Origin of the sequence: Rhodopirellula europaea 6C, assembly GCF_000338295.1 — a bacterium.
GTDB classification, from domain to species: Bacteria; Planctomycetota; Planctomycetia; order Pirellulales; family Pirellulaceae; genus Rhodopirellula; species Rhodopirellula europaea.
In genome coordinates this window covers 20,972-43,718 of record NZ_ANMO01000024.1, presented here as the reverse complement: position 1 = coordinate 43,718, position 22,747 = coordinate 20,972, and the positions used below count along the sequence as shown (strand labels likewise).

The window sequence follows — 22,747 nt, the reverse complement described above, 5'->3', positions numbered from 1 at the left end:
GCACTCGCATGGGGCATCGATTTGTTGGATTCAGTCTCGCAGTATCGCCGTCGCACTCGGCTGACAGCTTATGCCGTTGCCGCTTTGATTGCAGTCTTAGCGGTTCTTCTCAACTTGCCATGGCGGTACACCCAGATCAGTGAACGCTGGATGGGCGAACCATTCACGCTGGTGCAACGTGTGCCCACTTTGGAAGCGGATCAAATCACGCGGGCTGGCTGGCCTTGGCGGTATCAGGTTGTCGTCGACGAAGGCCCGGACGGAATTTCGAAACAATCCACCAGCAATGTTCTCGCGGCACGTTCGCTTGCCAACAATGCTCCGCAGTATTGGTCCGAATGGGCGTTGCTGGCCGACCTTGCCTTTGCTTGCATGTTGGTCGGTCTGACGTTTCGACTGTGGTGCTGGCGAGGCGAACGCATCGCGGTGTCTGAAACCCCTGAGCGAACGCGTCGAAAGTTTGACATCGCCGTCGCTTCGACTTGCTTCCTTCTGCCGGGCGTCTTGGTTCTCGCGAGCAACTGGACCGCCAAGGCGCAATTGGCGAGTATCGAATCATCGACATCGCGAGGTGGTTATCAGTTCACATTCGAAGCTCCTCGCTTTTTGAAGAAACGGATCCCGGAACAACTGCATCCGTGCTTCCTGCGGCTTCGCACGCTGGAACTCTATTCACCGACCGAAGACAGACTGAATTCGCTGATCAGAACCAAGACCTTGCGATCGGTCCTGATCACGGACGGTCGTCTTGGATCGCACACGCTCGATCCACTTCGCAACGCCACCGAACTGACCAGCCTGACGCTGAACCGGTCCCCCGTATCAAACGAAGTCTGCGAGGACATTCGTGATTGCAAACGGCTGATGTTTCTTAGCCTGAACCAATGCAATCTGACATCTCAGATGGCAGCACCCATCAATGAGATGGACAAGCTGCAGTACGTCGACCTACGCAGAAACCCACTGAAGTTAGATTCGATCTCAAAACCAGAATGGTCAACCACTTGCCGTAAATTGCTTCTGAGTCGTCCTGCGCCAGGTGAAAAAGGGCATTTAAATCTCTACCAATGGCCTAGTCTTGAACGGTTGTCCATTCGCAGTTCGATTCGCATATACAACAATGCGCCCCTTAAGTTGACACTTACGAACCTGCCGTCCCTCATCGAGATTGAACTGGACCGTTCGCAAAAGCATTCGCTGCACGCAAAGAACCTGCCAAGACTCCGGCGGATCTTAGAACCGATTGACCTGATGCTTTTGTATGGCCGGAACGACCAATTGCAAGGTCTCACACGATTCGAAAGCGTCGACCTCCATGATGTTCCCAACCTTCGTCGATTGCAGTGCCATGCTGCCGATTTGAAAGAACTTCGGCTATCGGACGTGGGCCGACTGAAGGAGTTCTACTTAGGCGTGTACTCCTATGACTCGCAAGGGCAAGTCACGACCAACTCGCAAACGGTCGTCGGTAACGAAGCCTGGTTGCAGCAGATCGCCCAAATACCATCATTGACCAAATTCGACTTGGCGAGCGTTCACTTCCGGCCCGAGTCTCTCGAACAACTTGCAACGCTGTCTTATCTGAAACAGCTCAGCATCCAACAGTGCGGACTGAAGTACACGGATCTCGATTGGGTTTTGAGTCTGGAAAAGCTCCAATCGCTCGGCATTCGTGACTGCCGAATTTCGGCTCAGTGGCTTCAAAACTGCCTGGCAAAGCTTCCGAGTTTGCGAATGGTCCAAGCCGATCTTTCCGATCTGGACCAACTAGAAATTGCTGAGAATCCAAACCTAGTTTCGCTTGATTACTTCGAAGTTTCCAACTTGAACAAACTGGAATTGAGGAATCTTCCTCGACTTCGTGGTTCCATTCAAATTCGCGGCAAGATTGACGATGTGAATCTTGTCAATTTACCACTTCTCGATGAGTTGCTAGTCGAGAGCCCGTGGCCTCGAAAGGCGAGCTTGGAAGGCTTAACCAACCTGCGCTATTTCGGTGGCGGTGGCCCTGAGTTGAACGATGATGTGATTGATCAACTGCTAAAGTTCAAACAGCTCGATCACATCGTTCTGGCGTATCCAAATGTTTCCGCTGACAGGCTTCAATCTCTAGGGCAATACAAGTACCTGACCGGACTGGAGATCCCAGGTTGCCAAGTGGATGACAAGGTGACAGCTCACTGGACTAAATTGCTTCGTCTCCGAGTCGCAAATTTTGACGACACTCGGGTTTCATTGCGAACGTTCGAATGGCTGCATGCGATTCCATCGCTGCGCCGACTATCCATTGCTCGAGTACCTTTGAACGCCGACTCACGACGAATGGTCAGCACTCTGTACCAACTGTCCTCTTTAAACTTGAGCGGATGCGAATTTCCGGCCGAGGATTTGCAGCGACTCCTCGCTGCTGGCAACCTTGAGGCTCTGGACCTAACCGGGTGCAAACTTAGCAAGTCGCATCTCGACACCCTGGCAAACTCGCAATCGCTTCGTCGCGTTGTCCTGAAAGACTGTTCCCTGAATCCGAAACAAATTGCTAATTTGCTGGCGTTGAATCCTCGGCTGACATTGGATTTGGGCGTTCACGATCAGACATTTTTCGTCAACTTCGCACCTCCATTTCATACCCGTTTGATCGGTTGTCGTGTTCGCAAACGCTCATCCCCGATCCCGAAGGCTAGCGCAAGTGACTACCTGACGCCCACAGACGCAGTTTACCTTGATGACTCCGCTTTTCCGTACGACTTAAGCGAAGAGGTCATTAAGGAAGCCGACACCCCTGACTTAAGTCTCGCAGCGGACGATCCGAATGACGACGCCGAACAACACCAAGACATTGTTGTGGATTTGGCGGAGTTTCGCATGCAGTCCGAAAGAGCGTTTTCAACCGAACTGTTTCGGGCCGCCAATGAATTGACGGCTCAAAAGTGAGTCGCTGAGAAAAGCCAACAGAGAATAGTCGACCGCCGACGAATCAGTCCTGACAATCGCCAGGACATTGCGAACACGTCCTAGCGGGAACTCAAACTGCAGCGGTGGGTTGCTTCTGACGCGAAGCCAATCCGCCGAGGACAATTGAACCTCCGACCAGCAATGAGAAACCGCCCAGGATCACGATTCCCGTCGCTGCCAACCGTTCTTTGAGCTTCATGTCCGCGATAGCGGTTTCAAAAACCTTTTTGTCGTCCGGTTCAATTCGGATCAAGATCGCTTTTTCGAACTGCTGCTCATCGCCCACCTGGACAACGCCCTCGTAACGCCGCACGACAAGTTCATCGCGAATCCAATTGATGTCCAGCGGAATCATCTCGGGCTCGGTCGCCCATTCTTGCTCCGACACGAGTTTATCGACGTAACTCTGAACCGCACCGCGAGCGTAAACTCCAATGAGTTCATCGGCTTCCTCTATCGAACCGCTCGGTCCCGAAGTCACAACCAAGCTGTAATCCGTACCGTCGTTCGCGATCGGCTCATCAATCCAGCCGGGTCGATCGTCCGGATAGATCAAGTGCGAAAGCGGCGCGACGCTGAGTTCAGCGGTCTCGTTTTCTTTTGGCTCCACTTTCGCTTTGACTTCATCATCGGCAAAGCATCGGTGTGCATTGGAAAGCCCCGAACCGGGCAGAGCGCCGAGCAAAACCATCGCGATCGCGACGGTCATCCATCGGTATTCAGACTGTTGAGATTGCATTGGATTTCACCCAGGGAGCTGACAATTGTGTCATCACGATCACGCCGCCGGCAATCAACATGCCTGCGGGCTGAGGAACGGGAACGATTTGATGAACAACCCATTCACCAACCACCGCGACGGTAACCGCCCACAAACTCAATCGAACTCGACGCAAGGGATCAACTGGTTTCCACATCCGAAGGAGTGCAAACAGCAGAGCGAAGTGCCCCATCATCGCCGCGGCTTTGGGAACGCCCGATTCCAGATAGAACGAAACCGGCAGCACCGTTGCATCGATGTCTCGTCCCAATCCCTCATCCATTGGCACCATCAGGAAATGGCCGAGAGCGTAAGCGAGAAGTCCAACGCAGGCTCCCCAAGAAGCGGAGACTAGGCGACGAACCAATCCTTCGCCTTCACTGCCTTCCCAGAACTTACCAATGCCGAGCAACCCAAAGGCTCCCAGCCAAATCACCAACGCCATCCAAACGTAGGGCGCCAAAGCGATGGGGGTGAGCGGGGTGCTTCGCATTCCGATCACAGAACTAAGCAACAGCAGCACGCCGGCCACGATCATCGATGTCATTCCTGATGTCGCCCATTCCGCCGAACGCGACAACCGAGTCCGTTCAGACAAACTGGTTCTCAGCAGCGATCGGACTTGCGTCTTCGTCATCACGGGCTTTCCAGCCGGTCGAACATTCGCGACGGCATGAACAGGGGAATCATGTTGTGGCACACTTCGCGAATCCGCTGCGTTTGTTGAATACGATGTCGGTTCGGATAGCTGCAGCACAACGTGACGAATCACGTAGTACGGAACGTAAAAGAATCCAACCATCGACAAAACTGGCAACAACCAGTGCGTGTTGATCAACAAAATCGCGACTGCCGAAATGGCCAAGACCAGCTTGATACCAGGCGATGTCTCAAGTGCCCGCCACCAAGCTCGTGCATCGGAAAAACTATTTCGAACCGCTCGTGCGATCGGTTCTTCATCGACCGGTGCATTCAAAACCATCGTTGCCGTATCAGCATTTGGTGAAGTCACACCATCTGCGGCACCAACAGGCTCGCTGCGTCGGTTGTTTTTGGGATAAGAATGATATGTATCGCTATTTCGTTCTTTCGGATCGGACGAAACCACTTCGGCCAAAACGGGCGTCTCATCGGTTGGCATTGAAGCTAGCGAAAGCATCTCTGCAACATCGCGAGGACGTTTGCGAGGATCCTTTTGCAGACAGCGATGGATCACGTTTCGGTATTGATTTGGCACACGCGACAAGTCGGGCGAGTCGGTCAGGTGTTTGACAATGATCTCTTGCGGGGTCTCGCCATCAAACGGCAATTCGCCCGTCAGCATTTCAAACAAGATCACGCCAAGTGCATACAAATCAATTTCGCGACCGTACTGCCCACGACCGATCTCGGGAGCCATGTAGTGGAACGTTCCGATGCTCTCGGTGTGTCCGCTTCTGTGAGAGGCGGAAATAAATTTGCTCAGCCCATAGTCACCGACTTTGACGATGCCGTTGTCGTCAAACAAGTTGCCAGGTTTGATATCACGGTGGACCAAACCGGCCGAGTGCAAATGGGCAACGCCAGCCGCGGCTCCCGCAAACCAGTGGCGGACCTGCGATTCGAACATGCCGCTCGGCAAGACATTGCGAGAGTCGGACGTGGCGGATTTGGCCGCGTCGTCCAATACTTCCCGCAAGTTGGGACCGGCGACATACTCCATCACCACCCAAGCTTGGTCGTCGGCATCCCGACACACGTCGTGAAGCGAGACCAGGTTCAGGTGTTTGAGATTCAAACAGTGAGAAACCCCTCGCAGTTCAACTTCCAGATTCCGCTGGATGCGTTTCAGTGCGACTTCCTTGCCCGCTTGGCTGACCGCGAAATACACCTCGCCAAATCCGCCCACCCCGATGCCACGACGAATCGTGTATCGGTCCAGGACCAGATCGTTAGGGGAGTGGGTGAATTTCATCGAACGAGTTGATGGCATTGGGTTCGAGTAGTCTGCGGGAAGTTCCATTGTATCGGCCAAAGCACTCATCGCATGCCTTTTCATCAAGACGAGAACGTTCCGTCAGATTGACTCGGACGGTCACACGGGGAGCCCGATGCTCCCCGTGCCGGACAGATCACAGCGACGAATCGCTGCTTTCATCTTCCAATTGAATCGAAACGTAGGCCTGATCTTTGCCGCCATCCAGCTTTTGCATGTAAGCGGTGACGTCGTCGAGCAGGTTCTCGTCCGAAGGTTCGTCCAAGTTGATCTCGCCGAAGTACTCGACATCGACCTTCATCGTTTCCTCTTCCACGTCGATTCGCGTGGCAATGTCATCCAACAAACGTCGAGTGTCCGACAAAGCACTGTCATCGAGGTGCAGCTGAGTGCTGGTTTGAGCAACGCGAAGGGCACCCAAGCGAGCCTGCAGGTTTTCCACTTCGACTTCCAACTGGCGTTTTGCGTCCAGCATTGCGTCCATCCGCTCAGAAGCGGCGGCCAGCGAAGCTTCGCGAGCAGCGAGCATTTGACGGAGCTTTTCCGAGGTTTGCTGACGAGTTTGGAAACGTTTGAAACGATTTCCCAAATCCGATTTCACCTGAGCCGACGTGTAAGTCACTCCGCCGTAGGAGTAAACGGAACTATCATCCCGCAGGTCATTGGTCAGTCGTTCGATGTCGTTTTTCGCCTTGGCCAACTTCTCGTCGGTTGTCGACAACTCACGTTGCAAACGAACCACCTCAGTTTTTTCCTGAGCGATTCGGCGAGCGTTTTGTTGAATTTCGGGCTTCAAATCAACGATCAATTGGCGGGCTCGGTTGAGCTCCCATTCCAAAGGCACCGCATCGCTGGCGGTGTTGGTCATGTACGACCAACCGCAACGAGCGTAGCTGCCGATGGGGGTGGCGATGGTCAAACCAGACAACAAGGTGGCAGCGGTTCCTGCCAGCACTAGTTTTTTGAGCATGTGTGTTCTCCTGAGAAAACATTTCGTGGGATTTCGGGGCGGAGTCAGTGCCGCATCAGTGTGTTCTTCGTTCCAGGCGGTCGCGTCTTGGCAAACGGGCGCAAAAAAACCGAAAATCCCACAAACAGGGTGAATTCCGGCGACCTGCCGCGGTTCCCATTCGTAGAAACATTATTCCCAGGCTGGCGTTTTCTTTTCTCTTTCAGCCGATTCGGACGCGTCTCAATCGCGTTTAACGTAGGTTTTTAATAAACCAGATTGATTCTTCGGCCCATTTTTTGCCGAACCTTATCCTGGGTGAAGCCATCTGGAATGGTCCTGGAGAAACAACCATGTCAACTTCATCACCAACGCCGAATCCATCCGAATGGGTGCCGTCTGAAACCGGCTCGCCCCGGCATGAAATCCAATGTCTCGATTGGGGACGGATCACGGCTCTTTTTGACACCGAATCAGTCAGCGCCGCATTTGGCGATTGGATTGACACGGATTTGTCGGACATGGAAACCCGTTTGTCCGCTTTTCAATCGCACGGTTCCATTTCGCGTGGACTGAAAGAATCTCGCTAGTGACTGAGCGTGGCTCTGCACCACGAAAAACGCCTAGTTTTTCGTAGCGTGTGGGCGTGATTGGCTTGGTCTTCATCCTGGCTTTTTGCTACGGTCAGGGCACTTCGGCACTTTTCACGATGGCCGCGGAACGAATCTGTCCGATTGGTTACTCGGATTGTTCGGGTTGTAGTTGAGTCGAACACTCGATTGGCTGCTGCACACCAAGTCGGTCGATCCTAATTGACGCAGACCCTTGGACCGTCTTCCCGTGGCGTTCCTCCCACTCAATGCCTGACCCACAAGCAGCAAGGAAGCTGAGATGAATACACCCCGTCGTCAATTTTTGGGACTCGCCGGCGGACTGCTGGCCGGTGGACTCTCTCAATCGGCCCTCTTTGGGCAAGACCCACAGTGGACCAAACCGGTTCACCGAGTCGCCAACGCCGCCCTGTCCGCTCAAAAGGCTGCACCGGCTACCCCTGCCAGTTCCGCGAAAGCCGCTTTGGTTCGTGGCTTGGAGATGGCTCGTCAATCGCTGACGCGATCCAAAACGGAAGTCAGGGACTACACGGCCGTTCTGGTGAAACGGGAACGCATCGGCGAAACCGTCGGCGAACACGAATACATGCAGATCAAGGTTCGCAATCGCAAAGAGGAGAACGGTCGTCTGGTGCAACCATTCAGCGTCTATTTGGCGTTCGTAAAACCTACTTCGGTGAAAGGTCGCGAAGTCATTTACGTTGAGAATCAGAACAACGGCAACATCGTCGCTCACGAAGGCGGATTCAAAGGCCGCTTCTTGCCGACCGTCTCCATTCCGCCGACCGGAATGCTTGCCATGCGCGGCCAGCGATATCCAATGACCGAGATCGGGGTCGAGAACATGATTCTAAAACTGATCGAACGAGGCGAGAAGGCTCTTCAGTTCGAAGATGTCCACGCAGAATTGCGAAGTGGGGCTCGCTTTCAAAATCGCGCGTGCACCTTGTTGCGTCTGACCCAGCCGACCCGTCGTCCAGACGCGGAATTCCATAAAGCTGAGGTTTACATGGACGACGAACTGAACATGCCAATCCGCTACATCGCCTACGATTGGCCGAGCAACGCGGACGGACGCGGCGAAGTGATCGAGGAGTACAACTACCTCAATCTTGAAGTCAATGTTGGACTAACCGACGCGGATTTCGATCCGTACAACAAGGACTACAACTTCCACTCTTGAGTGGGATGTCCGCCTGAAACCGGGCGAATTTGAAATGAAATCCAGTGCGGGGAAATCGGTGGAACAGACATTGCATTCTTAGAAGTACAATCGTTTGTTTCCGTTCCTCGCATTGCGTTTTTTCGCGTTGCCCATTCTTGCACCGCATTTTCTGACGGTGCTTTGTTCGCGGAGTCTGATCATGACGTCCTATCCTCGCCCCGCTTCGCTTGCCGTGACTTCGATTGCGGCTGCTGGTATCGGTTTGGCTTCGTTGTTCTTCATTGGGTGCAACGTCCCCAACAATCCTTCGCCGACCGTGAACGTCCCCGCCGAAGCCATCCAACAGGTGGTCGGTTCAGCGGACGACCAGGACTTGGTGCTCGTTAAGTTTGGCGCGCCATGGTGCGGACCGTGTCGGCAAATCGACAAGGAATTGGAATCACTCGAACCAACGCTCGCGGGGGAGGTTCGTGTCGTCAAAATCGATGTGGACGAGCAACCAGGCGTCGCCACCCAATTTGGAATCCAGGGCATCCCAAGAATGTTCCTGGTCCGAAACGGCGAGGTCTTGGCGGACGAAGTGGGCTATCGTTCGGAATCTCAGCTTCGAAGTTGGATCGCCAATTATCAGTGACCCCGGCTGAGCCAGCCTAGATATGCGAAATTGCTGGCTCTTTGGAATGCGGGCCCAATCGCTTTCCAACATTCTGAAACGTTTGCGGCTTCTTCTCGAATAGTCATCTGGGAAATTTTGTCTCCGCAATCTACGGTGCTGGCTGATTGAAGCACTCCGAGCAGGCACGTTCTGCTTCGCGTTCCTCCATTTGGCCCGCCCGAATGAATTCAGCCAAAGTGAATCCTTCCGGACACGCCCCCACCCCAGCGAAAACCGCTAGTCAGGGGCCAGCGTTTCCCGCCAGCCGCTATGCATTGTTCTTCGGTCTCGCCATCGCTGGTGGCGCGTTGGACCTGTGGAGCAAAGAGGCCATCTTCCAATGGCGCGGCTTGCCGGGAACCAAAGATATTCACTGGATCATTGAAGGCTACTTCGGAATTGAAACCGCGGTGAACATCGGGGCGGTCTTCGGTTTGGGAGCCGGCCAAGGTTTGGTGTTCGCGGCGATTTCTGTCTTTGCCGCTGCGGCGATCATCATTTGGCTGTTCTTCTTCAAAGCCGCGCGGTCGTGTTGGTTGACGTTCGCCCTGGGGTGCATCACCGGCGGAATCATCGGCAACCTTTACGACCGGCTAGGGTTCTGGTGGGAACCGGGAATGCCGGATCAATGGCAAAGCGGCGTTCGCGATTGGATCCTTTGGCAGGCATCCGATCAATGGAAATGGCCCAACTTCAACATTGCGGATTCATTGTTGGTCACCGGAGCGATCATGCTGTTGGTTCAATCCTTCTTCTTCCCGCCGCCACCGCACGGTGAGGCCGACGGCAATGAGCTACCAGGCCGGAGGGTGCCGGACGAACCGACCGAAGGCACGAAGCCGGCCGCGTCGTGAAGACTTCGCTGATCGCGTCGCCGCGACACACTCTGGCTCGATTGCTCTGGGTTTGGCGTTGGTGGTTGTTCCTCGCCGGATGTGTTTCGGCGATCCCGCTCGCGATCTATCAGACGGATCTGGGGATGGACCGGTCGCTGGCGGCGATGTTTTCGCCAACCGATCCGACGCTCATTCAGTATCAACATCTACAGCAAACCTTTGGCGGCAATTTGGTCGTCATGTTGGTCTACGATGACGCCGAGTTGATGACCCCAGAAGGAGTCGCCCGGAATCAAGCCTGGACCACCTCTGCTGAATCAATCGATGGCGTTCGAGGCGTTTTGTCAGTCTCGAAATTGGTCCAGGCGTTTGCGTATATTCGGCCACAGTTTTCGCTCCTGACAGGATCTCTTCCATCCAATTCGCAGGCTCCGCCGCCTCCGTCAAAGATGCTGGCGAAAGACGACCCGGTCGCGAATTCGTTTCGAGATCTCTTCGCGGGGTACACACATGGGCAGGACGAGAAGACCGCTGCGATTGTGGCGATGCTTCAACCGGGGCAGACCGAATCGGCCATCGCGGAATTGCGACGGCTCGCTGATCAAATCCCCTCCGAGCGAGCCCCGGTTTTGATTGGTGAACCGGTGCTGCTCGACGATGCTTTTGACATGATCCAAGCTGATGGCAACCGATTGGCGTGGGGCACGATCGGCCTGCTGAGCCTGGTGATGATGTTGACGCTTCGCGATTACCGCGTTGTCTTGCTGGCCGCCATGGCAATCGTATGGGCAACGCTTTGCACACGAGCGTCCATCGTCGCGTTGGGCATGGAAATGTCATTGGTCTCGACCATTCTGATTGCAATCATCGCGGTCATCGTGGTGGCTGCTGTGATGCATATCGGAGTCCGCTCGCGAGACAACTCCAACGCCCCAGGCGAATCCAATACGAGCGAATCGATCGTCCGAGTCACCGCATTCTTGGCGATCCCAATTCTTTGGACCTGCCTAACAGATGCGGGCGGGTTCGCTTCACTTTTAAATTCCCAAGTGCGACCGGTTCAGCAATTCGGCACGATGACCGCCGTCGCCGCCCTAGCGATCGTCGCCGCACTGGTTTGGTTCACTGCCGCCCTGATGAGCCTGCCGTCGGGCAAACGAACTCCGTCTCAACCGGCGCAGTCATACCAGACACCGAATCTCTTGAAACGATTTCTCGTTCACTTGGTAACAACCAGCCTTCGCCACAGCAAACTGTTGTCGATTGTCTCCATCATTGCTCTGGTTCTGAGCACGACAATGGTCACTCGATTAAGAACGGAAACCAGCTTCCTCAGCAACTTTCGCGAAACCAGCGGCATCGTTCAAGCTTACGCTCGAGTGGAACAGCAACTGGGTGGCGCGGGGGTCTGGGACGTGGTACTTCCCGCACCAGAAACCATTTCGCCGGAGTATGTGTCTCGGGTTCAAACCTTTGAGAACAAGCTGCGTGAACTGGAAGTTGTTGATTCCTCCACCGGACAAACTCACCGTCTGACGAAGGTCTTGTCACTCGCAGACGCCGACGCAGTTGCGGCCCAGAGTCCACTGCTATCCATCGTGACACCCGAAGTCCGCTTGGCAGGCATGAGAACCGCGATCCCAACTTTCGCCGACGCTCTGTTGACGTTCGATCCACCCAAAGAAGGCGGGACGCGAGAACTGAGAATCATGCTGCGAAGCGAAGAAAGCATGCCCGGCAAGGTAAAACGAGAACTCATTCATCAAGTCGCGCAATTGACGCATGAATTTGATGAAGGAGGACTCGTCACGGGTTACTCAGTTTTAATGTCTCAGCTCGTCAGCAGCTTGCTTCGCGATCAATGGAAAGCCTTGGCGATCGCTCTGGCCTTGGTCGGCATCTTGATTGGAATTGCGACGGGAAGCCTGCGATACTCTCTTGTCGCATTGTTGACCAACACGTTGCCAGTCATGTTAGTTCTGGCCGCGATGGGACTCGCCGGCGGAGGCTTGGACCTGGGATCCGCCATGATCGGTGCGGTCTCCATCGGTTTGTCTATCGACGGTTCGATTCACTTCCTGGCGGGCTATCAACGTGCACGATCTGCGGGCGTGGTTGTGGTGGTGGCCGCGACCGACGCGGCGACGGATGTGGCGACTCCGATCTTGCTTGCGACATTGGCATTGGTGATTGGGTTTGGCATTTTGATGACCAGCCCCTTCATCCCCACGGCCACCTTTGGCATGTTGATCGCCGCGACATTGGCGGCGTCCGCCTTGATTAACCTCACGTTGTTGCCCGCTGCCATTGTCGCGGTCGATCGTTCGAAACACTCATACTGTAAACTGGATTGAACATGCATCTTCGAGGCGTCGCTTTGGACATGGATGGGCTGCTATTCGATACCGAGCGGATCTATTTCCAAGTCGGCCAAGTGTTGATGGAACGTCGCGGTCACACGTTCACCTTGGAACTGCAACAAAAGATGATGGGCCGGGTAGGCTTGTCCGCGGTTGGTCAAATGATCGATCACCACCAATTGGACGACGACCCGGTGTCTTTGCTCGCTGAGTCTGATGACGTCTATGGCGATCTGTTGCTTGAAGAACTTCGGCCGATGCCAGGTCTGGCAGAATGGATCGATCGGTTGCGAACCAGTGGACTGCCGTTTGGTTTGGCCACCAGCAGTCGTCGCAAGTTCGTGGACATGATCTTGCCGACGACCGAATGGTCCGGCGATCTGGCGTTTATATTGACCGGTGACGATGTCACTCACGGCAAACCCAATCCAGAAATGTATCTGAAAGCGGCCGATCGGCTCCGCGTATCGCCCTCAGAAATGCTCGTATTGGAAGACAGCGGCAACGGATCGAAAGCGGCGGTTTCGGCCGGTGCGTTCACGGTTGCCGTCCCCAACGAGCACACTCGGTCGCATGTTTTTGAGGAGGTCCAGTTGATCGCCGATTCACTTGCCGATCCGCGACTTTGGGAATTGCTACCGCAGCCCACCAACGCTTGAAAGGCTAGGTATTTATTTCCAATTCACGTCGCTGCGAGCATGCAAGCGTTTACTGACCTGCGTGTTGCCACCAGAAACCAATTCCAACTGTTCCAAAACATTGTCGATCGGAATTTGCTGGGCTTCGTGAACAAGGATTGGCGTGACGCCTGGTATCACCACCGTCGTCAGTGATCCCGTGTGAGCGGATGAAACCTGAGGTTCCAAACGTTCGCGGTCCGACTCACTTCCGACCAACAACAACAGGCGTTGGCGACCGCCGCATTGCAGCAACGGTGGCGATGCAACTTGCAGCGCGGATTCAATCGTCGTTTGTTCATTCCACAAAGAAGTGCCGTTCTGTGGTTGCTCAAACGTCTGAGTTTCGCAGACTCCTGTCCGTGCTAACTGATCCGTGTTGGTGTCGCGTTGTTCATGGATTGTTTGGGTGTTCGTCAGATCTGAATCCTGAGTCAGAACCGACGCCGATGAGGTCGTCGAATCGTTCAAACTAGCAGACGATTGTCGATGAGCGTCGATCACGTTCTCGACAACGGGCAGACACTTCCCGACTAAATCGGTTGCCATTTCCTGTTCGTCCCACTCGACCTTTGCATCACGCAACGGACCAAGCAACCAAGGCGACGCGGTTTGTGAATGCAGGTTTTCTAGAACCGCATTGAAACGCATCTGAATCTCCTGGGGCATCTCCGTCCACGGGTTTTCAGTGTCACGATTGTCACCGGGAACACATCGAATGGCTTTTGCGATTCCAACCGCCATCTTGGTCAAAGTCGCATGCAGACTCTCGATTCGTTTTGCAAATGCTTTGAGTTGTTCGCCTGCCATTTCCGATGCGATCAGATTCAACTCCATCATCGCCAACTTCTCAGCCGCTTCGATTTCGCGTTCCAAATCGGTATCGGAGCGTAGCTCTTGCCGCAAGGCGGTCTGCTGCTCTCGCAGGTCGGTTCGGAATTGTTCGAGTTTCTGGACTTGGGTCGAGCACCACTTCATCAATCCTTCGGTGGCCTGGATGCTCGACGTGACGTCGATTCGTCCGTCGTGCATCCGGACCGAAACTTCGCGACGAAGCATGACCATTTGGGTCGCTGCCCGACGGTCCAACCGATCCAAGACATCACACTCGCTCAGTTTTTCTTTCAACAGTCGCGCGATTCGTGGGCCATCCATCATCTCCTGGACCGATAGTCGCGAAAGCATCTCAGATAGATTTCGAGCAATTGCGTCTGCGTCTTGGCCAAAGGGTGCCTTCACTTCGTCCAAATAATTCGCGATCTCCAAACCGCACCGCTTCCGCAAACGTTCGGTCGTTGGGCCTGCGATCTGGCGTGACTCGTTGGGATTGCCGAGCCAACGCAACAACAGGTGACGTGCGGCGGCGGGTGCGAGCAGGTTCTCTTCCAACGCTCGAACACATTTCAATCGGGCCACTCCGACAGATCGCAACATAGGCTTCGCGAGCACCGCCGCGTCGGCTTGGTCACTTCGTCGAGCTTCCGCCAACAACTCGCCTGCGCCGGTCGCATCCGCCCATAAGTAGTCCACCATCGTTGCCGCGGCAGAACCTGACGGAAGAGCGTGATCGCCGTCGACGACGACATACGCATTTCGCAGCGGATTCCGAGACGCCGGAACACCGGACCAGTCAACGCCGGGATCCCCGGGATAGCTATTCTCGGGCAACATGTAGTGACCGATCTCAGAGATCGCTGCGAATGAATCGTGCAACGTCAATGGTTGGTGCGGGTTGCCTTGCAGCGACACAGTCGAAAGCAACGGCAACACCGAAGCACTTTCCAAGCCTGCTTCATCCAAGATGGTCCGAATGCGAGGTGCCAAGTCCATCACCATTCCGCTCGCCGTTCCGCCTGAAAGCGAACCGATGATATAGACCGATGGAATACGGTCACCACAAACGGCCGCCAAGTGATCGATCGATTCGCGAAGCCCCAAGTCAATGGTTTTCGCGTGGTCAATCATCGCCAGTCGTCCCAGTGGACGCATGCCCTCGGTCGTACCACTGCGAGGCACGTTGTAGATCCAACGACGCGACAACGATCGGAAGTGATCGGTCCGTCCTTCGCGATATTGCTGAGCTGATTTGAGTGGTGTGTGCAGGATCGTCGCCGGTGGAATGCGGTCCGATGCCTCCGCCAAACGAGCCGCGTGAATGGTATGCATATCCGTATCGATCAACACCGAATGCAAATCCAAAGGACATGCACTGTGCAAAGTCGCAACACGGTTGCGCAGTTCATGCAAGCATTCTGCTCCGACACCGCCGACGGCAACCACCAAAGCATGTCCCGTCACACGGGCGTGTACCATTGCTTTTCCGGACTTCAGACTTGGCAAGTCTTCAACCGCTTCCTGACGAGTCCGAATGCTTGGTTTGGCGGAGGTGTGGATCGGCGTCTCGTCGCGTCCACGGGTCGTTCGCAGGGCTTCGACGAAGTCTTTGCACGAGTCGAAACGACGCTCCGGATCTTTCTCCAATGCGCGCGCCACCGCCACACGGTCTGCCGCTGGCAATGAATCCAACACGGGTGCCGCATGGATGTGCTGCGTTGCCAATTGAGCGATCGTGCGACCGGTGAATGGACGCGTTCCCGTCAACAATTCTTGATACATCACCGCAAGCGAATACTGATCGCTGTTGATGCATGGCCGACCGTCGAACAGTTCCGGCGGAGCGTAGATGGGCGTCAATCCGCCAATCACCGAGTGATCGATCTCTCGCAGATCTTTCAACAAACCAAAGTCACCGACTTTGACGTGTCCACCGACCAACAACAAGTTCCCCGGCTTCACGTCGAGGTGCTGCAGTTGATAGCTGCCGTGCAAATAGTCCAACGCGTCCGCAGCATCGTGCAGATACGACAGCAATGCTGCCCGAGGAATGCCGCATGAACCGCGGTCTTGGTGTCGTTTCAAAACGTCTTCGAGCGATCCGTCCGCCAGTTCCGTGACGATCACCAAGCGATCGTCCACGATTCCGAATCGCTCCAGAGTCAACAAAAACGGGTGGTGAACTCCCTTGATTCGCTCCAACGATTTCAGCTCGCGTGAACCGCGTCGGGCGTCGTTGGCACCAAACACGAACTTGACCGCCTTTTTCAATCCGCCTGGCGCATTGGCCAACCACACTTCACCAAATCCCCCTTCACCAATCTTTTTTTCCAGCGTGTAGCCAGTGATTGGTTCGTATCCGGGAGCGATCGTTTGGGTTGTCTTGACGGTCATCGGACGACTGTGAACAACATTGTTGAGCGGCGAATTGGAAAGTTTGGTTCGTCACGAATTCCTTGATGGAATCCGAAGCTTTGAAAAATGAGGAAGGATCGAGCCTTGCTCGAAAAGGGGCGAGCCCGTTTAGTACTAATCCTAGAGAGCACTGAAGTAGCTGCGGCAGGCTTGATCGAGGTACTCCGGTCGCAATGTCAAAGGCAATCGACGGTAGCGACAGAAATTCGCGACCTGCGTCAACAAGTCTCGGGGGTGACATCGACGCGGTGGTCGATTGTTTTGTTTGTAATAGGCGAGCAAATGATTGGCGGCTTCGGGTGTCTCAGGGAAACCCATTTGTGAAGCAACCGTTTTCATCAGTGACCGAAACTCATCCGGCGACGGATCGTTCACGAAGATCTTGTAGGGCACGCGGCGAAGAAATGCTTCGTCAACGAGGTCATCCGGATTCAGATTGGTCGAGAACAAAATGAGCTGCTCAAATGGGATCTGAATCTTCTTTCCCGTTGGCAACGTCAGGTAATCGCATCGATTTTCCAGCGGCACAATCCACCGGTTGAGCAACTCTTCCGGAGCGATTCGTTGACGACCAAAGTCGTCGATCAACAGACAACCACAATTGCTTTTCATCTGAAGCGGCGCTTCGCAGATATTCGATCGATGATCGTGGCGAACTTCGAGGTTCTCCATCACCAACTCACCGCCGACAACAACGCTGGGTCGTTGAATTCGCACCCAACGCTTGTCCCATTCTTGTGCCTTCAACAATTGACCGTCGCCTTCCGGCACGGGAGCTTCTTGGTGATAGGCATCGTCTTTGACTTTGATCAGGTTGCCATCATCCAGAATTGCATGAGGGATCCAAATTTCCTGGCCCAAACACTGAGTCAAGCTTCGAGCGATGGTGGTCTTGCCATTGCCGGGAGGACCAAACAAAAACATCCCGGTGTTGCTGTTGATGGCGGGACCAATCTGGTCGAGCAACTCATCCTGGTAGGAGATCTTCGAAAGCGAAGCTTGCAAATCATCTCGCTCGATGGGATCGACGCCGGCGGCTTGAGCTTCCACGCTGAGTGAGTAGTCAGCCAATGGCACGGGTGCCGGCCCAATGTAGCTGCATTGTTGCAGGTGAGTTTGCGCCCGCTTTTGCCCCAGTTCGGTCAGCGAGTAGTAGTAGTCGTTGAATGCCGCCGGCCGCACGTGTGCGACAAACTTCCGAGTTCGAAGCGCATCGACAATGGGTTCCACCAAACGAAAGGGCAAACCCATCATCGTTGCCACACTGCGGCCGCTGATGGTTCCGATTTGATGGATCGACTTGATTGTCAATGCTTCGATAAAGCTGACCGACAGGCCGAGTTCATTCAGCGAGCGGGGTTCCGCTGGCCAAAACGTATCGTCCGTCAACAGACCGCCCAACGCGGCTGATTCGAAATTGTGTGTGTCGGTTAGCAGGGCATTCATGCGTGAAGCAAGCATTTGGAGTTGTTTGCATTAGTTCCGAACAACCCACCCCAGCGGGACGAGATCGTTGGCCATGCAAACCTAGCTTGCGATTCGAGACCGAACCGCAACCTGCCTCCCTAGTGAACATATCTATCAATCCACTACCAAACGTGCCGCAACAATTGCCGCAGCCGTTTCAATCCTCAGAATCCGTCGCCCTAATCCGATGGATTCTGCTCCGATGTCGATGCATCGTTGGTGCTCCGCTTCCGACAACCCACCCTCGGGGCCGATCAATGCCAGCGTGCTCGGTCGGCCGTTTACATCGGATTGGCCCATGTCGTTTTGATTGACATCCATTGCGTTGAGCGGCGGTGAGTCCGGCATCGCGACCAGCACCCGTTGCCAACTCGACGGGGCATCTCCCTCATCACTGATGCTGTTGTTCGCGGCGATTGTCTCGGCGAAGCTGGCGAAGTCGGTTGGTGATTCGATTGTCATCAGAACGTTGCGTCCCGATTGCTTGCACGACTCAATCACGATCCTTCGAAGCTTGTCGAGAAAGTTGTCTTTGGGAGGCCGCTGGGTTCTTTCAAAGACAATCGGAAATACGCGTGCGACGCCCAACTCGGTCAATCGCTCGATCATCTCTTTGGCTCGATCCGGTTTGGGCAAACCGATCGCGAGATCAATCGCAACGCTTGGCTCGCGATCAACCGCCTTGATCGCATCGCACCGGACAACACATTCTCGTTTGCTGACAGTAACCACTTCCGCATCCGCCTGGTGCCCACACCCGTCAAACAACTCGATCCAGTCGCCAGTTTGCACCCTCATGACCCGCGACGCGTGGGAAGCCTCTTCATCGGGCAGTTGCACAATGGGTGCTTGGGTTCGCAGATCGGGAACGTAGTAGCGTCGAGTCATCGCGGGCGGTTCAGGAAAATTCGAGGAGATACAAAAGATGCCAAAAGGTCTGATCGTGCCGGTTGCACCGATCGGTGCAAGGTAACCGAAACGGAAAGTGATCGGCGAGCGGGTCAGTCGATCTGACTGAATAGCGAAGCCCGGTTGGTGCCCCACGCCAACAGAGATGCCTGAAACGAATTGCAGCCACGTCAGCTTCGTTTATGCATCGCCCCGCCGGGCCAGCCGATTCTTTTCCGAGAGAGAGACTGCCGTCGATGCCGATCCCGTTGCTCAGCCCGGCCGATCAAAGCCACTGGGGATTGTTCCGCCAACCATTTGCCGAATCTCCTGCGGTCAACGTTCCATCGCAGCCGGACGATTTTCTATTCGCGTCTGCAGAACACTCGCAGGCTCGAATCTGGCTGGAAACCATTCTGCGAAACAACGTCGGAATCGCGAAGTTGATCACCCGCCCGGGATCCGGAGCAACCACCTGGGCTCGACAGTGGATGGCGACACACGGTTTGGCTGACCTGCCGCTGGACGTCATGGGAACCGAAGCGACGAACTTCGACCGTGACGTTTGTCATCAATGGCTGTCGACTGCAAGAAGCAATCAGACCGTTGGCATCCACACGTTGTGCATCGTCGACGGAACACCCGACCAAGCAACGATCCAGTGGTACAGGCAATCATTGAAGCTCGATCCACGGCGCAGCCCAATGACGTTGCTTGTGATGGGACCAGCAACCTTCTCCGGTGTCAGTCACGAAATGAGCGTTTCCAAACACTCGCTCGCCCGTTGTCTCCTGGCAGCGTTATCGCACGCCGGTCAATTTCAACCTCGCATGACCGAATCCGCTGCACAATACATCGCCCAGTGGGCTGGCAAAAACTACCGTCAATTGGCGCTTTGGACGCACGTCGTGCTGGCATGGGGAGCACGCGAACGATGTCAACGAATCGATGAACAAGCGATCCATCGGTTGGACCAGCAACGTCAAGCTTGGGCTTCTGCAACAGTTGCTCAAAGAGAATCAGCCGCGGCCTGATCAACGAACGTCACTCGCCACGAATTTGGTCGGCGGTCGCTTTCGTCCGTCTTGATGGCATGGTCCGCCGCGAAAGATTCGAAGTCGGATGGTACAAACGTGCCGCGATTGATGATCCGCGAATAGGCTGGATCGACTTGTTCGTACCCGGAGTCCAGCGGCGTCAGACAATGATCATCGCTCCACGCGGCACCAAGCTCGCTCAGGTCGTCGACCGTGCCATTTTGGTTGTCATCCCAACCATCCCAACCTGGTTTGCCATCAGCCCCCGACACGATCCAAACTTCCGCGTCGGGATCGAATCGTTGAACGGAATCAAGCTTCCACGATCGCGAGGACGCAACTGTTGAATCCGCAAATCCAGCATCATCAAAATACGCCAACACCTGAACGCGATGCAGGCTCTGCAGACCGGTGACTTGGCCGCGTGCCTTCAGTTCATCAGCGATTTGGCTGAGCAACTTAGTACGAGTCGCATCGGCCACCGAGGTCGAATCCGTCACGCCGGCGGACAGCCACAGCCCTCGCCAAACGCATCCCAGCAAAACAACAACAACCATCAAGACGTTGCCGCGGTTCATGAACCCTCTCGCAATCGGTCAAAGTATTCGCGAGTTTGTTCCCGTTCGTCGCGAGGCAAGACCTGGTCCTCGAGTGGATCACTTTCTTCGCTGAGGTTCGACTCGATCGCCGACTGGATGTCTGCGCGTGTCACACCTTTTCGGTTGGGACCGTCCGCGAAACCGGCGATGATCGCTCGTCCACGTTTGACCTTGCCACGAACTTGGGTGTCGTAGGTGTTGATGTCTGTTTCTTCTTCGGGTCGGTCACCTTTGCCTTTCCCGCGTCCCATTCCCATCCCTGGTTTTTCGCCTTCGCCGAATCCCTGTCCCTGACACGCTTGGCAACCATCGCCGTTGCACTGCTTGCAGTTCATTTGGTTTTTGGACTGCGACAGGTCACCCAAGGCCGATTCCAAATCTTCCAGCTCGGACATGGCCATCTGCATTTCGCCCAACTGGTTGGACATTTCTTCCATCGCTTGAGCAGCTGCGGATTCGTCGCCTTGCTGCATTGCGTCAGCGGCTTGCTGCATCGCATCAGCCATCTTTTGCATTTGCTGCATCTGTGCATCGGCCGATTCAGACTCGTTCAACTTCTGTTGCAGCTTGGCAGCCTCTTCGTTGCGTCCTTCTCGTTTGGCCTGGTCAATCTTTTCTTGCAGTTGTTTCTTCTTCTCCTCGTGGTTCTTCGCAGCCGCTTTCATCTGCTCAGCCATCTTCTTGATCTGCTTGTTCAGCTTCTCTTTCTGCTGATCGGTGAGCTTGCCATTTTTCACTTGCTCAGCAAGCTTTTTGATCTCTTCCGCTGCTTTACCAAACTCACCTTTCTGAATCTGCGACAAGACCTTCTGGGCCGGGCCGCCGTCGAGCCCCTTCATCTGAGCGAGCGTCTTCCGCATCTCTTCCGGTGAGCCCAGTCGATCCTTGCGAGCTTGGATTTGTTCTTTGATGTCGTTGAGTTCCAGCAACGCGTCTTTGCGTTTCAGCGTTTTGCTTTCGGTGATCTTGTCGAGCTGCGATTCCATCTTCTCGAACAGCTCGCGAGCCTCGAGCAAACCTTTCGCATCGGCTTCGCGTTTTTGTTGAGCCAGACGCTTCTTCAATTCCGCGGCGGCAATTTTGACTTGCCGAACTTCGCTCGCGTTGACTTCGTTGTTCAGCTCGGAAGTGATTTCGGTTGCCGGCTCAATTGCGAAAACCATGACGGCCAAGATCGGAACAATCGCCAGCGGCAACCAAGAAACTCGCTGAGGTGACAATGCAAACTTCTCCGCCACGTTCAGCTTGTTGGCTCGTCGGGCAGCGTCTTGTCGGAGAGCGTTGCCCGCCGCGGATTTTCCATCTGACGAACCATCGGATGACAACGCACTACTCAAGCGTTCTTTCAAACCGAATCGCGAATCGACTTCGGCAGCGACGCGCATCACCGATGGAGCCGTGACCAATGTCACAATCGCGGACACGAGAATGGAAACCACTGTGACAGCCACGATCCATCCCATCGCCCATTGCTGCACCGTCAACTCGGTCGCTCCAACGTCGGACGATTCCAATCCAAAGCGGTCCAGCGGCAACGGGGTGATGGCCATCGCCCCGACCGCGATCGTTGCGACAATCAAACCGACGAACCAAGTCACCGCGAACGTGCGTCCAAACTTGCCGAGCATCATTCGTCTGCGGGCCGATCGAACTTTCGATTCAACTTTGGCCTTGGCTTCCTCGGGCGACCACTGGGTCAACTCGTCGTGCGGATCCTGCGATGGGGCGACGCTGGTCATGGATAGCTCCGTGGGTGCCCGAAGTTGTGAACTCGGAACGAGTGCGGTTCAATTATCAGCATTATAGCGCGGTGAACGCTTTTCCCGCACGCCGAATCTGGCTCCTGGCAGCAGAATCTGTGCGGCGGAATCCAAGCCGTTCACCAAATTCGCCGACGGAACGAGAATCCTATTCGGCGGGTTCACCAGTGACGTACACTTTCACATATGTCCCAAACCCAACCCATCACCGACGCGAAAACGGCCGCTGAGCCGTCATCCGCTGCTTCGCAACCGACACGAGGATCTGGCAATTTGCCGGATCCTGACCAGTGTCCGGCGTGCGATGTGGTGATCTACGACGGGCACTGCAATTTCTGCAAGGCGGGCGTCCAGAACCTTCGGCGTCTGGATTGGGGCGGAAATCGACTGGCATTTTTGTCGCTCCATGACGATCGGGTTTCAGACCGTTATCCCGATCTGACGCGAGAACAGCTGATGGATCAGATGTACGTGATTGATCAGCAAGGCCAACGTCACGGTGGTGCCGATGCGGTTCGCTATCTTTCGCGGCGACTACCAATGCTGTGGTTTGCTGCTCCGATTTTGCATCTGCCGGGGACCGCAAAATTGTGGCGTCGGCTGTATCACGAAGTCGCCAAACGTCGGTATCGGCTGGCAGGTAAATCGTGTGACTCAGGAAGTTGTTCGATTCACTGAGCCGTGATCGGGAAAAGGCGTGTCAGGCACCGCCGAGGTGACCTCACTTGCACGTGACATCGAATCTGAACGGTAGGAGAGCGTTGGACGCTGGGTGACAGAGCCGCGCGGCCGGGCTAAAGTTCGGCG

At 55.0% G+C, this 22,747-nt stretch carries 17 protein-coding genes; 9 read left to right on the top strand and 8 right to left on the bottom strand.

Going from position 1 to position 22,747, the window contains the following annotated elements; translation table 11 throughout:
* The first annotated feature begins 21 nt into the window (after positions 1-21).
* Complete coding sequence (locus RE6C_RS02000; RefSeq protein ID WP_008653365.1) at positions 22-2,931, top strand: leucine-rich repeat domain-containing protein; 2,910 nt, start codon at positions 22-24, stop codon at positions 2,929-2,931.
* Between the two features lie 91 nt (positions 2,932-3,022).
* On the opposite strand, the gene RE6C_RS01995 is transcribed toward RE6C_RS02000, so the two are convergent.
* The 3 genes from RE6C_RS01995 to RE6C_RS01985 form a co-directional block, all read right to left on the bottom strand.
* Positions 3,023-3,691: a hypothetical protein gene (locus RE6C_RS01995; RefSeq protein ID WP_008653363.1), complete on the bottom strand. Its 669-nt coding sequence runs from the start codon at positions 3,689-3,691 to the stop codon at positions 3,023-3,025.
* Positions 3,672-5,750 (bottom strand): serine/threonine-protein kinase, encoded by a 2,079-nt coding sequence (locus tag RE6C_RS01990; protein ID WP_008653361.1) that lies wholly within the window; start codon positions 5,748-5,750, stop codon positions 3,672-3,674. The genes RE6C_RS01995 and RE6C_RS01990 overlap by 20 nt, the downstream gene beginning before the upstream one ends.
* A 73-nt stretch (positions 5,751-5,823) precedes the next feature.
* Entirely contained in the window at positions 5,824-6,657 is an 834-nt protein-coding gene (locus tag RE6C_RS01985; RefSeq protein WP_008653359.1) for a signal peptide-containing protein, read from the bottom strand.
* A 332-nt stretch (positions 6,658-6,989) separates the two neighbouring features.
* Between RE6C_RS01985 and RE6C_RS01980 the strand changes: the two genes are divergently transcribed.
* The 6 genes from RE6C_RS01980 to RE6C_RS01955 all read left to right on the top strand — a co-directional run bounded on the left by RE6C_RS01980 (position 6,990) and on the right by RE6C_RS01955 (position 12,922).
* The gene (locus RE6C_RS01980; RefSeq protein ID WP_008653358.1) at positions 6,990-7,226 is read left to right on the top strand and encodes a hypothetical protein; all 237 of its coding nucleotides are present in this window, start codon (positions 6,990-6,992) and stop codon (positions 7,224-7,226) included.
* Positions 7,227-7,527: 301 nt separating this feature from the next.
* On the top strand, positions 7,528-8,430 hold the full coding sequence (locus RE6C_RS01975) for a DUF1571 domain-containing protein (RefSeq protein ID WP_008653356.1): 903 nt from the start codon (positions 7,528-7,530) through the stop codon (positions 8,428-8,430).
* Positions 8,431-8,611: 181 nt separating this feature from the next.
* On the top strand, positions 8,612-9,046 hold the full coding sequence (locus RE6C_RS01970; protein ID WP_236617868.1) for a thioredoxin family protein: 435 nt from the start codon (positions 8,612-8,614) through the stop codon (positions 9,044-9,046).
* Positions 9,047-9,249: 203 nt separating this feature from the next.
* Positions 9,250-9,921: a signal peptidase II gene (locus RE6C_RS01965; RefSeq protein WP_008653352.1), complete on the top strand. Its 672-nt coding sequence runs from the start codon at positions 9,250-9,252 to the stop codon at positions 9,919-9,921.
* Complete coding sequence (locus tag RE6C_RS01960) at positions 9,918-12,257, top strand: efflux RND transporter permease subunit (RefSeq protein WP_008653351.1); 2,340 nt, start codon at positions 9,918-9,920, stop codon at positions 12,255-12,257. Before RE6C_RS01965 ends, RE6C_RS01960 begins: the two co-directional genes overlap by 4 nt.
* Before the next feature lie 2 nt (positions 12,258-12,259).
* Positions 12,260-12,922 carry an HAD family hydrolase gene (locus tag RE6C_RS01955; RefSeq protein WP_008653349.1) on the top strand — a complete coding sequence of 221 codons (663 nt, stop codon included), beginning with the start codon at positions 12,260-12,262 and terminating at the stop codon, positions 12,920-12,922.
* 12 nt (positions 12,923-12,934) lie between these two features.
* Here RE6C_RS01955 and RE6C_RS01950 read toward each other — a convergent pair whose 3' ends face one another.
* The 3 genes from RE6C_RS01950 to RE6C_RS01940 all read right to left on the bottom strand — a co-directional run bounded on the left by RE6C_RS01950 (position 12,935) and on the right by RE6C_RS01940 (position 18,544).
* Positions 12,935-16,168: a serine/threonine protein kinase gene (locus RE6C_RS01950; protein WP_008653347.1), complete on the bottom strand. Its 3,234-nt coding sequence runs from the start codon at positions 16,166-16,168 to the stop codon at positions 12,935-12,937.
* A gap of 141 nt (positions 16,169-16,309) precedes the next feature.
* Positions 16,310-17,650, bottom strand: coding sequence for a DUF8689 domain-containing protein (locus tag RE6C_RS01945; protein ID WP_008653345.1), 1,341 nt, complete (start codon positions 17,648-17,650; stop codon positions 16,310-16,312).
* 120 nt (positions 17,651-17,770) lie between these two features.
* Positions 17,771-18,544: an RsmE family RNA methyltransferase gene (locus RE6C_RS01940; protein ID WP_039960984.1), complete on the bottom strand. Its 774-nt coding sequence runs from the start codon at positions 18,542-18,544 to the stop codon at positions 17,771-17,773.
* Positions 18,545-18,801: 257 nt separating this feature from the next.
* Between RE6C_RS01940 and RE6C_RS01935 the strand changes: the two genes are divergently transcribed.
* Positions 18,802-19,578, top strand: a complete 777-nt coding sequence (locus tag RE6C_RS01935) for a hypothetical protein (RefSeq protein WP_039960976.1) — start codon at positions 18,802-18,804, stop codon at positions 19,576-19,578.
* On the opposite strand, the gene RE6C_RS01930 is transcribed toward RE6C_RS01935, so the two are convergent.
* The gene (locus RE6C_RS01930) at positions 19,554-20,159 is read right to left on the bottom strand and encodes a hypothetical protein (RefSeq protein WP_008653339.1); all 606 of its coding nucleotides are present in this window, start codon (positions 20,157-20,159) and stop codon (positions 19,554-19,556) included. The two genes, RE6C_RS01935 and RE6C_RS01930, sit on opposite strands and share 25 nt — an antisense overlap.
* Positions 20,156-21,919 carry a membrane protein gene (locus RE6C_RS01925; protein WP_008653338.1) on the bottom strand — a complete coding sequence of 588 codons (1,764 nt, stop codon included), beginning with the start codon at positions 21,917-21,919 and terminating at the stop codon, positions 20,156-20,158. The genes RE6C_RS01930 and RE6C_RS01925 overlap by 4 nt, the downstream gene beginning before the upstream one ends.
* A gap of 207 nt (positions 21,920-22,126) precedes the next feature.
* On the opposite strand from RE6C_RS01925, the gene RE6C_RS01920 reads away from it, so the two are divergent.
* Positions 22,127-22,618, top strand: coding sequence for a thiol-disulfide oxidoreductase DCC family protein (locus tag RE6C_RS01920; protein WP_008653336.1), 492 nt, complete (start codon positions 22,127-22,129; stop codon positions 22,616-22,618).
* Positions 22,619-22,747: the final 129 nt, after the last annotated feature.

Excerpts from the sequence above, each read along its gene's own strand:
- RE6C_RS01995 (WP_008653363.1), bottom strand. The coding sequence starts at position 3,691 with ATGCAATCTCAACAGTCTGAATACCGATGGATGACCGTCGCGATCGCG.
- RE6C_RS01990 (WP_008653361.1), bottom strand. The coding sequence starts at position 5,750 with ATGAAAAGGCATGCGATGAGTGCTTTGGCCGATACAATGGAACTTCCC.
- RE6C_RS01985 (WP_008653359.1), bottom strand. The coding sequence starts at position 6,657 with ATGCTCAAAAAACTAGTGCTGGCAGGAACCGCTGCCACCTTGTTGTCT.
- RE6C_RS01980 (WP_008653358.1), top strand. The coding sequence starts at position 6,990 with ATGTCAACTTCATCACCAACGCCGAATCCATCCGAATGGGTGCCGTCT.
- RE6C_RS01975 (WP_008653356.1), top strand. The coding sequence starts at position 7,528 with ATGAATACACCCCGTCGTCAATTTTTGGGACTCGCCGGCGGACTGCTG.
- RE6C_RS01970 (WP_236617868.1), top strand. The coding sequence starts at position 8,612 with ATGACGTCCTATCCTCGCCCCGCTTCGCTTGCCGTGACTTCGATTGCG.
- RE6C_RS01965 (WP_008653352.1), top strand. The coding sequence starts at position 9,250 with ATGAATTCAGCCAAAGTGAATCCTTCCGGACACGCCCCCACCCCAGCG.
- RE6C_RS01955 (WP_008653349.1), top strand. The coding sequence starts at position 12,260 with ATGCATCTTCGAGGCGTCGCTTTGGACATGGATGGGCTGCTATTCGAT.
- RE6C_RS01950 (WP_008653347.1), bottom strand. The coding sequence starts at position 16,168 with ATGACCGTCAAGACAACCCAAACGATCGCTCCCGGATACGAACCAATC.
- RE6C_RS01945 (WP_008653345.1), bottom strand. The coding sequence starts at position 17,650 with ATGCTTGCTTCACGCATGAATGCCCTGCTAACCGACACACACAATTTC.
- RE6C_RS01940 (WP_039960984.1), bottom strand. The coding sequence starts at position 18,544 with ATGACTCGACGCTACTACGTTCCCGATCTGCGAACCCAAGCACCCATT.
- RE6C_RS01935 (WP_039960976.1), top strand. The coding sequence starts at position 18,802 with ATGCCGATCCCGTTGCTCAGCCCGGCCGATCAAAGCCACTGGGGATTG.
- RE6C_RS01930 (WP_008653339.1), bottom strand. The coding sequence starts at position 20,159 with ATGAACCGCGGCAACGTCTTGATGGTTGTTGTTGTTTTGCTGGGATGC.
- RE6C_RS01925 (WP_008653338.1), bottom strand. The coding sequence starts at position 21,919 with ATGACCAGCGTCGCCCCATCGCAGGATCCGCACGACGAGTTGACCCAG.
- RE6C_RS01920 (WP_008653336.1), top strand. The coding sequence starts at position 22,127 with ATGTCCCAAACCCAACCCATCACCGACGCGAAAACGGCCGCTGAGCCG.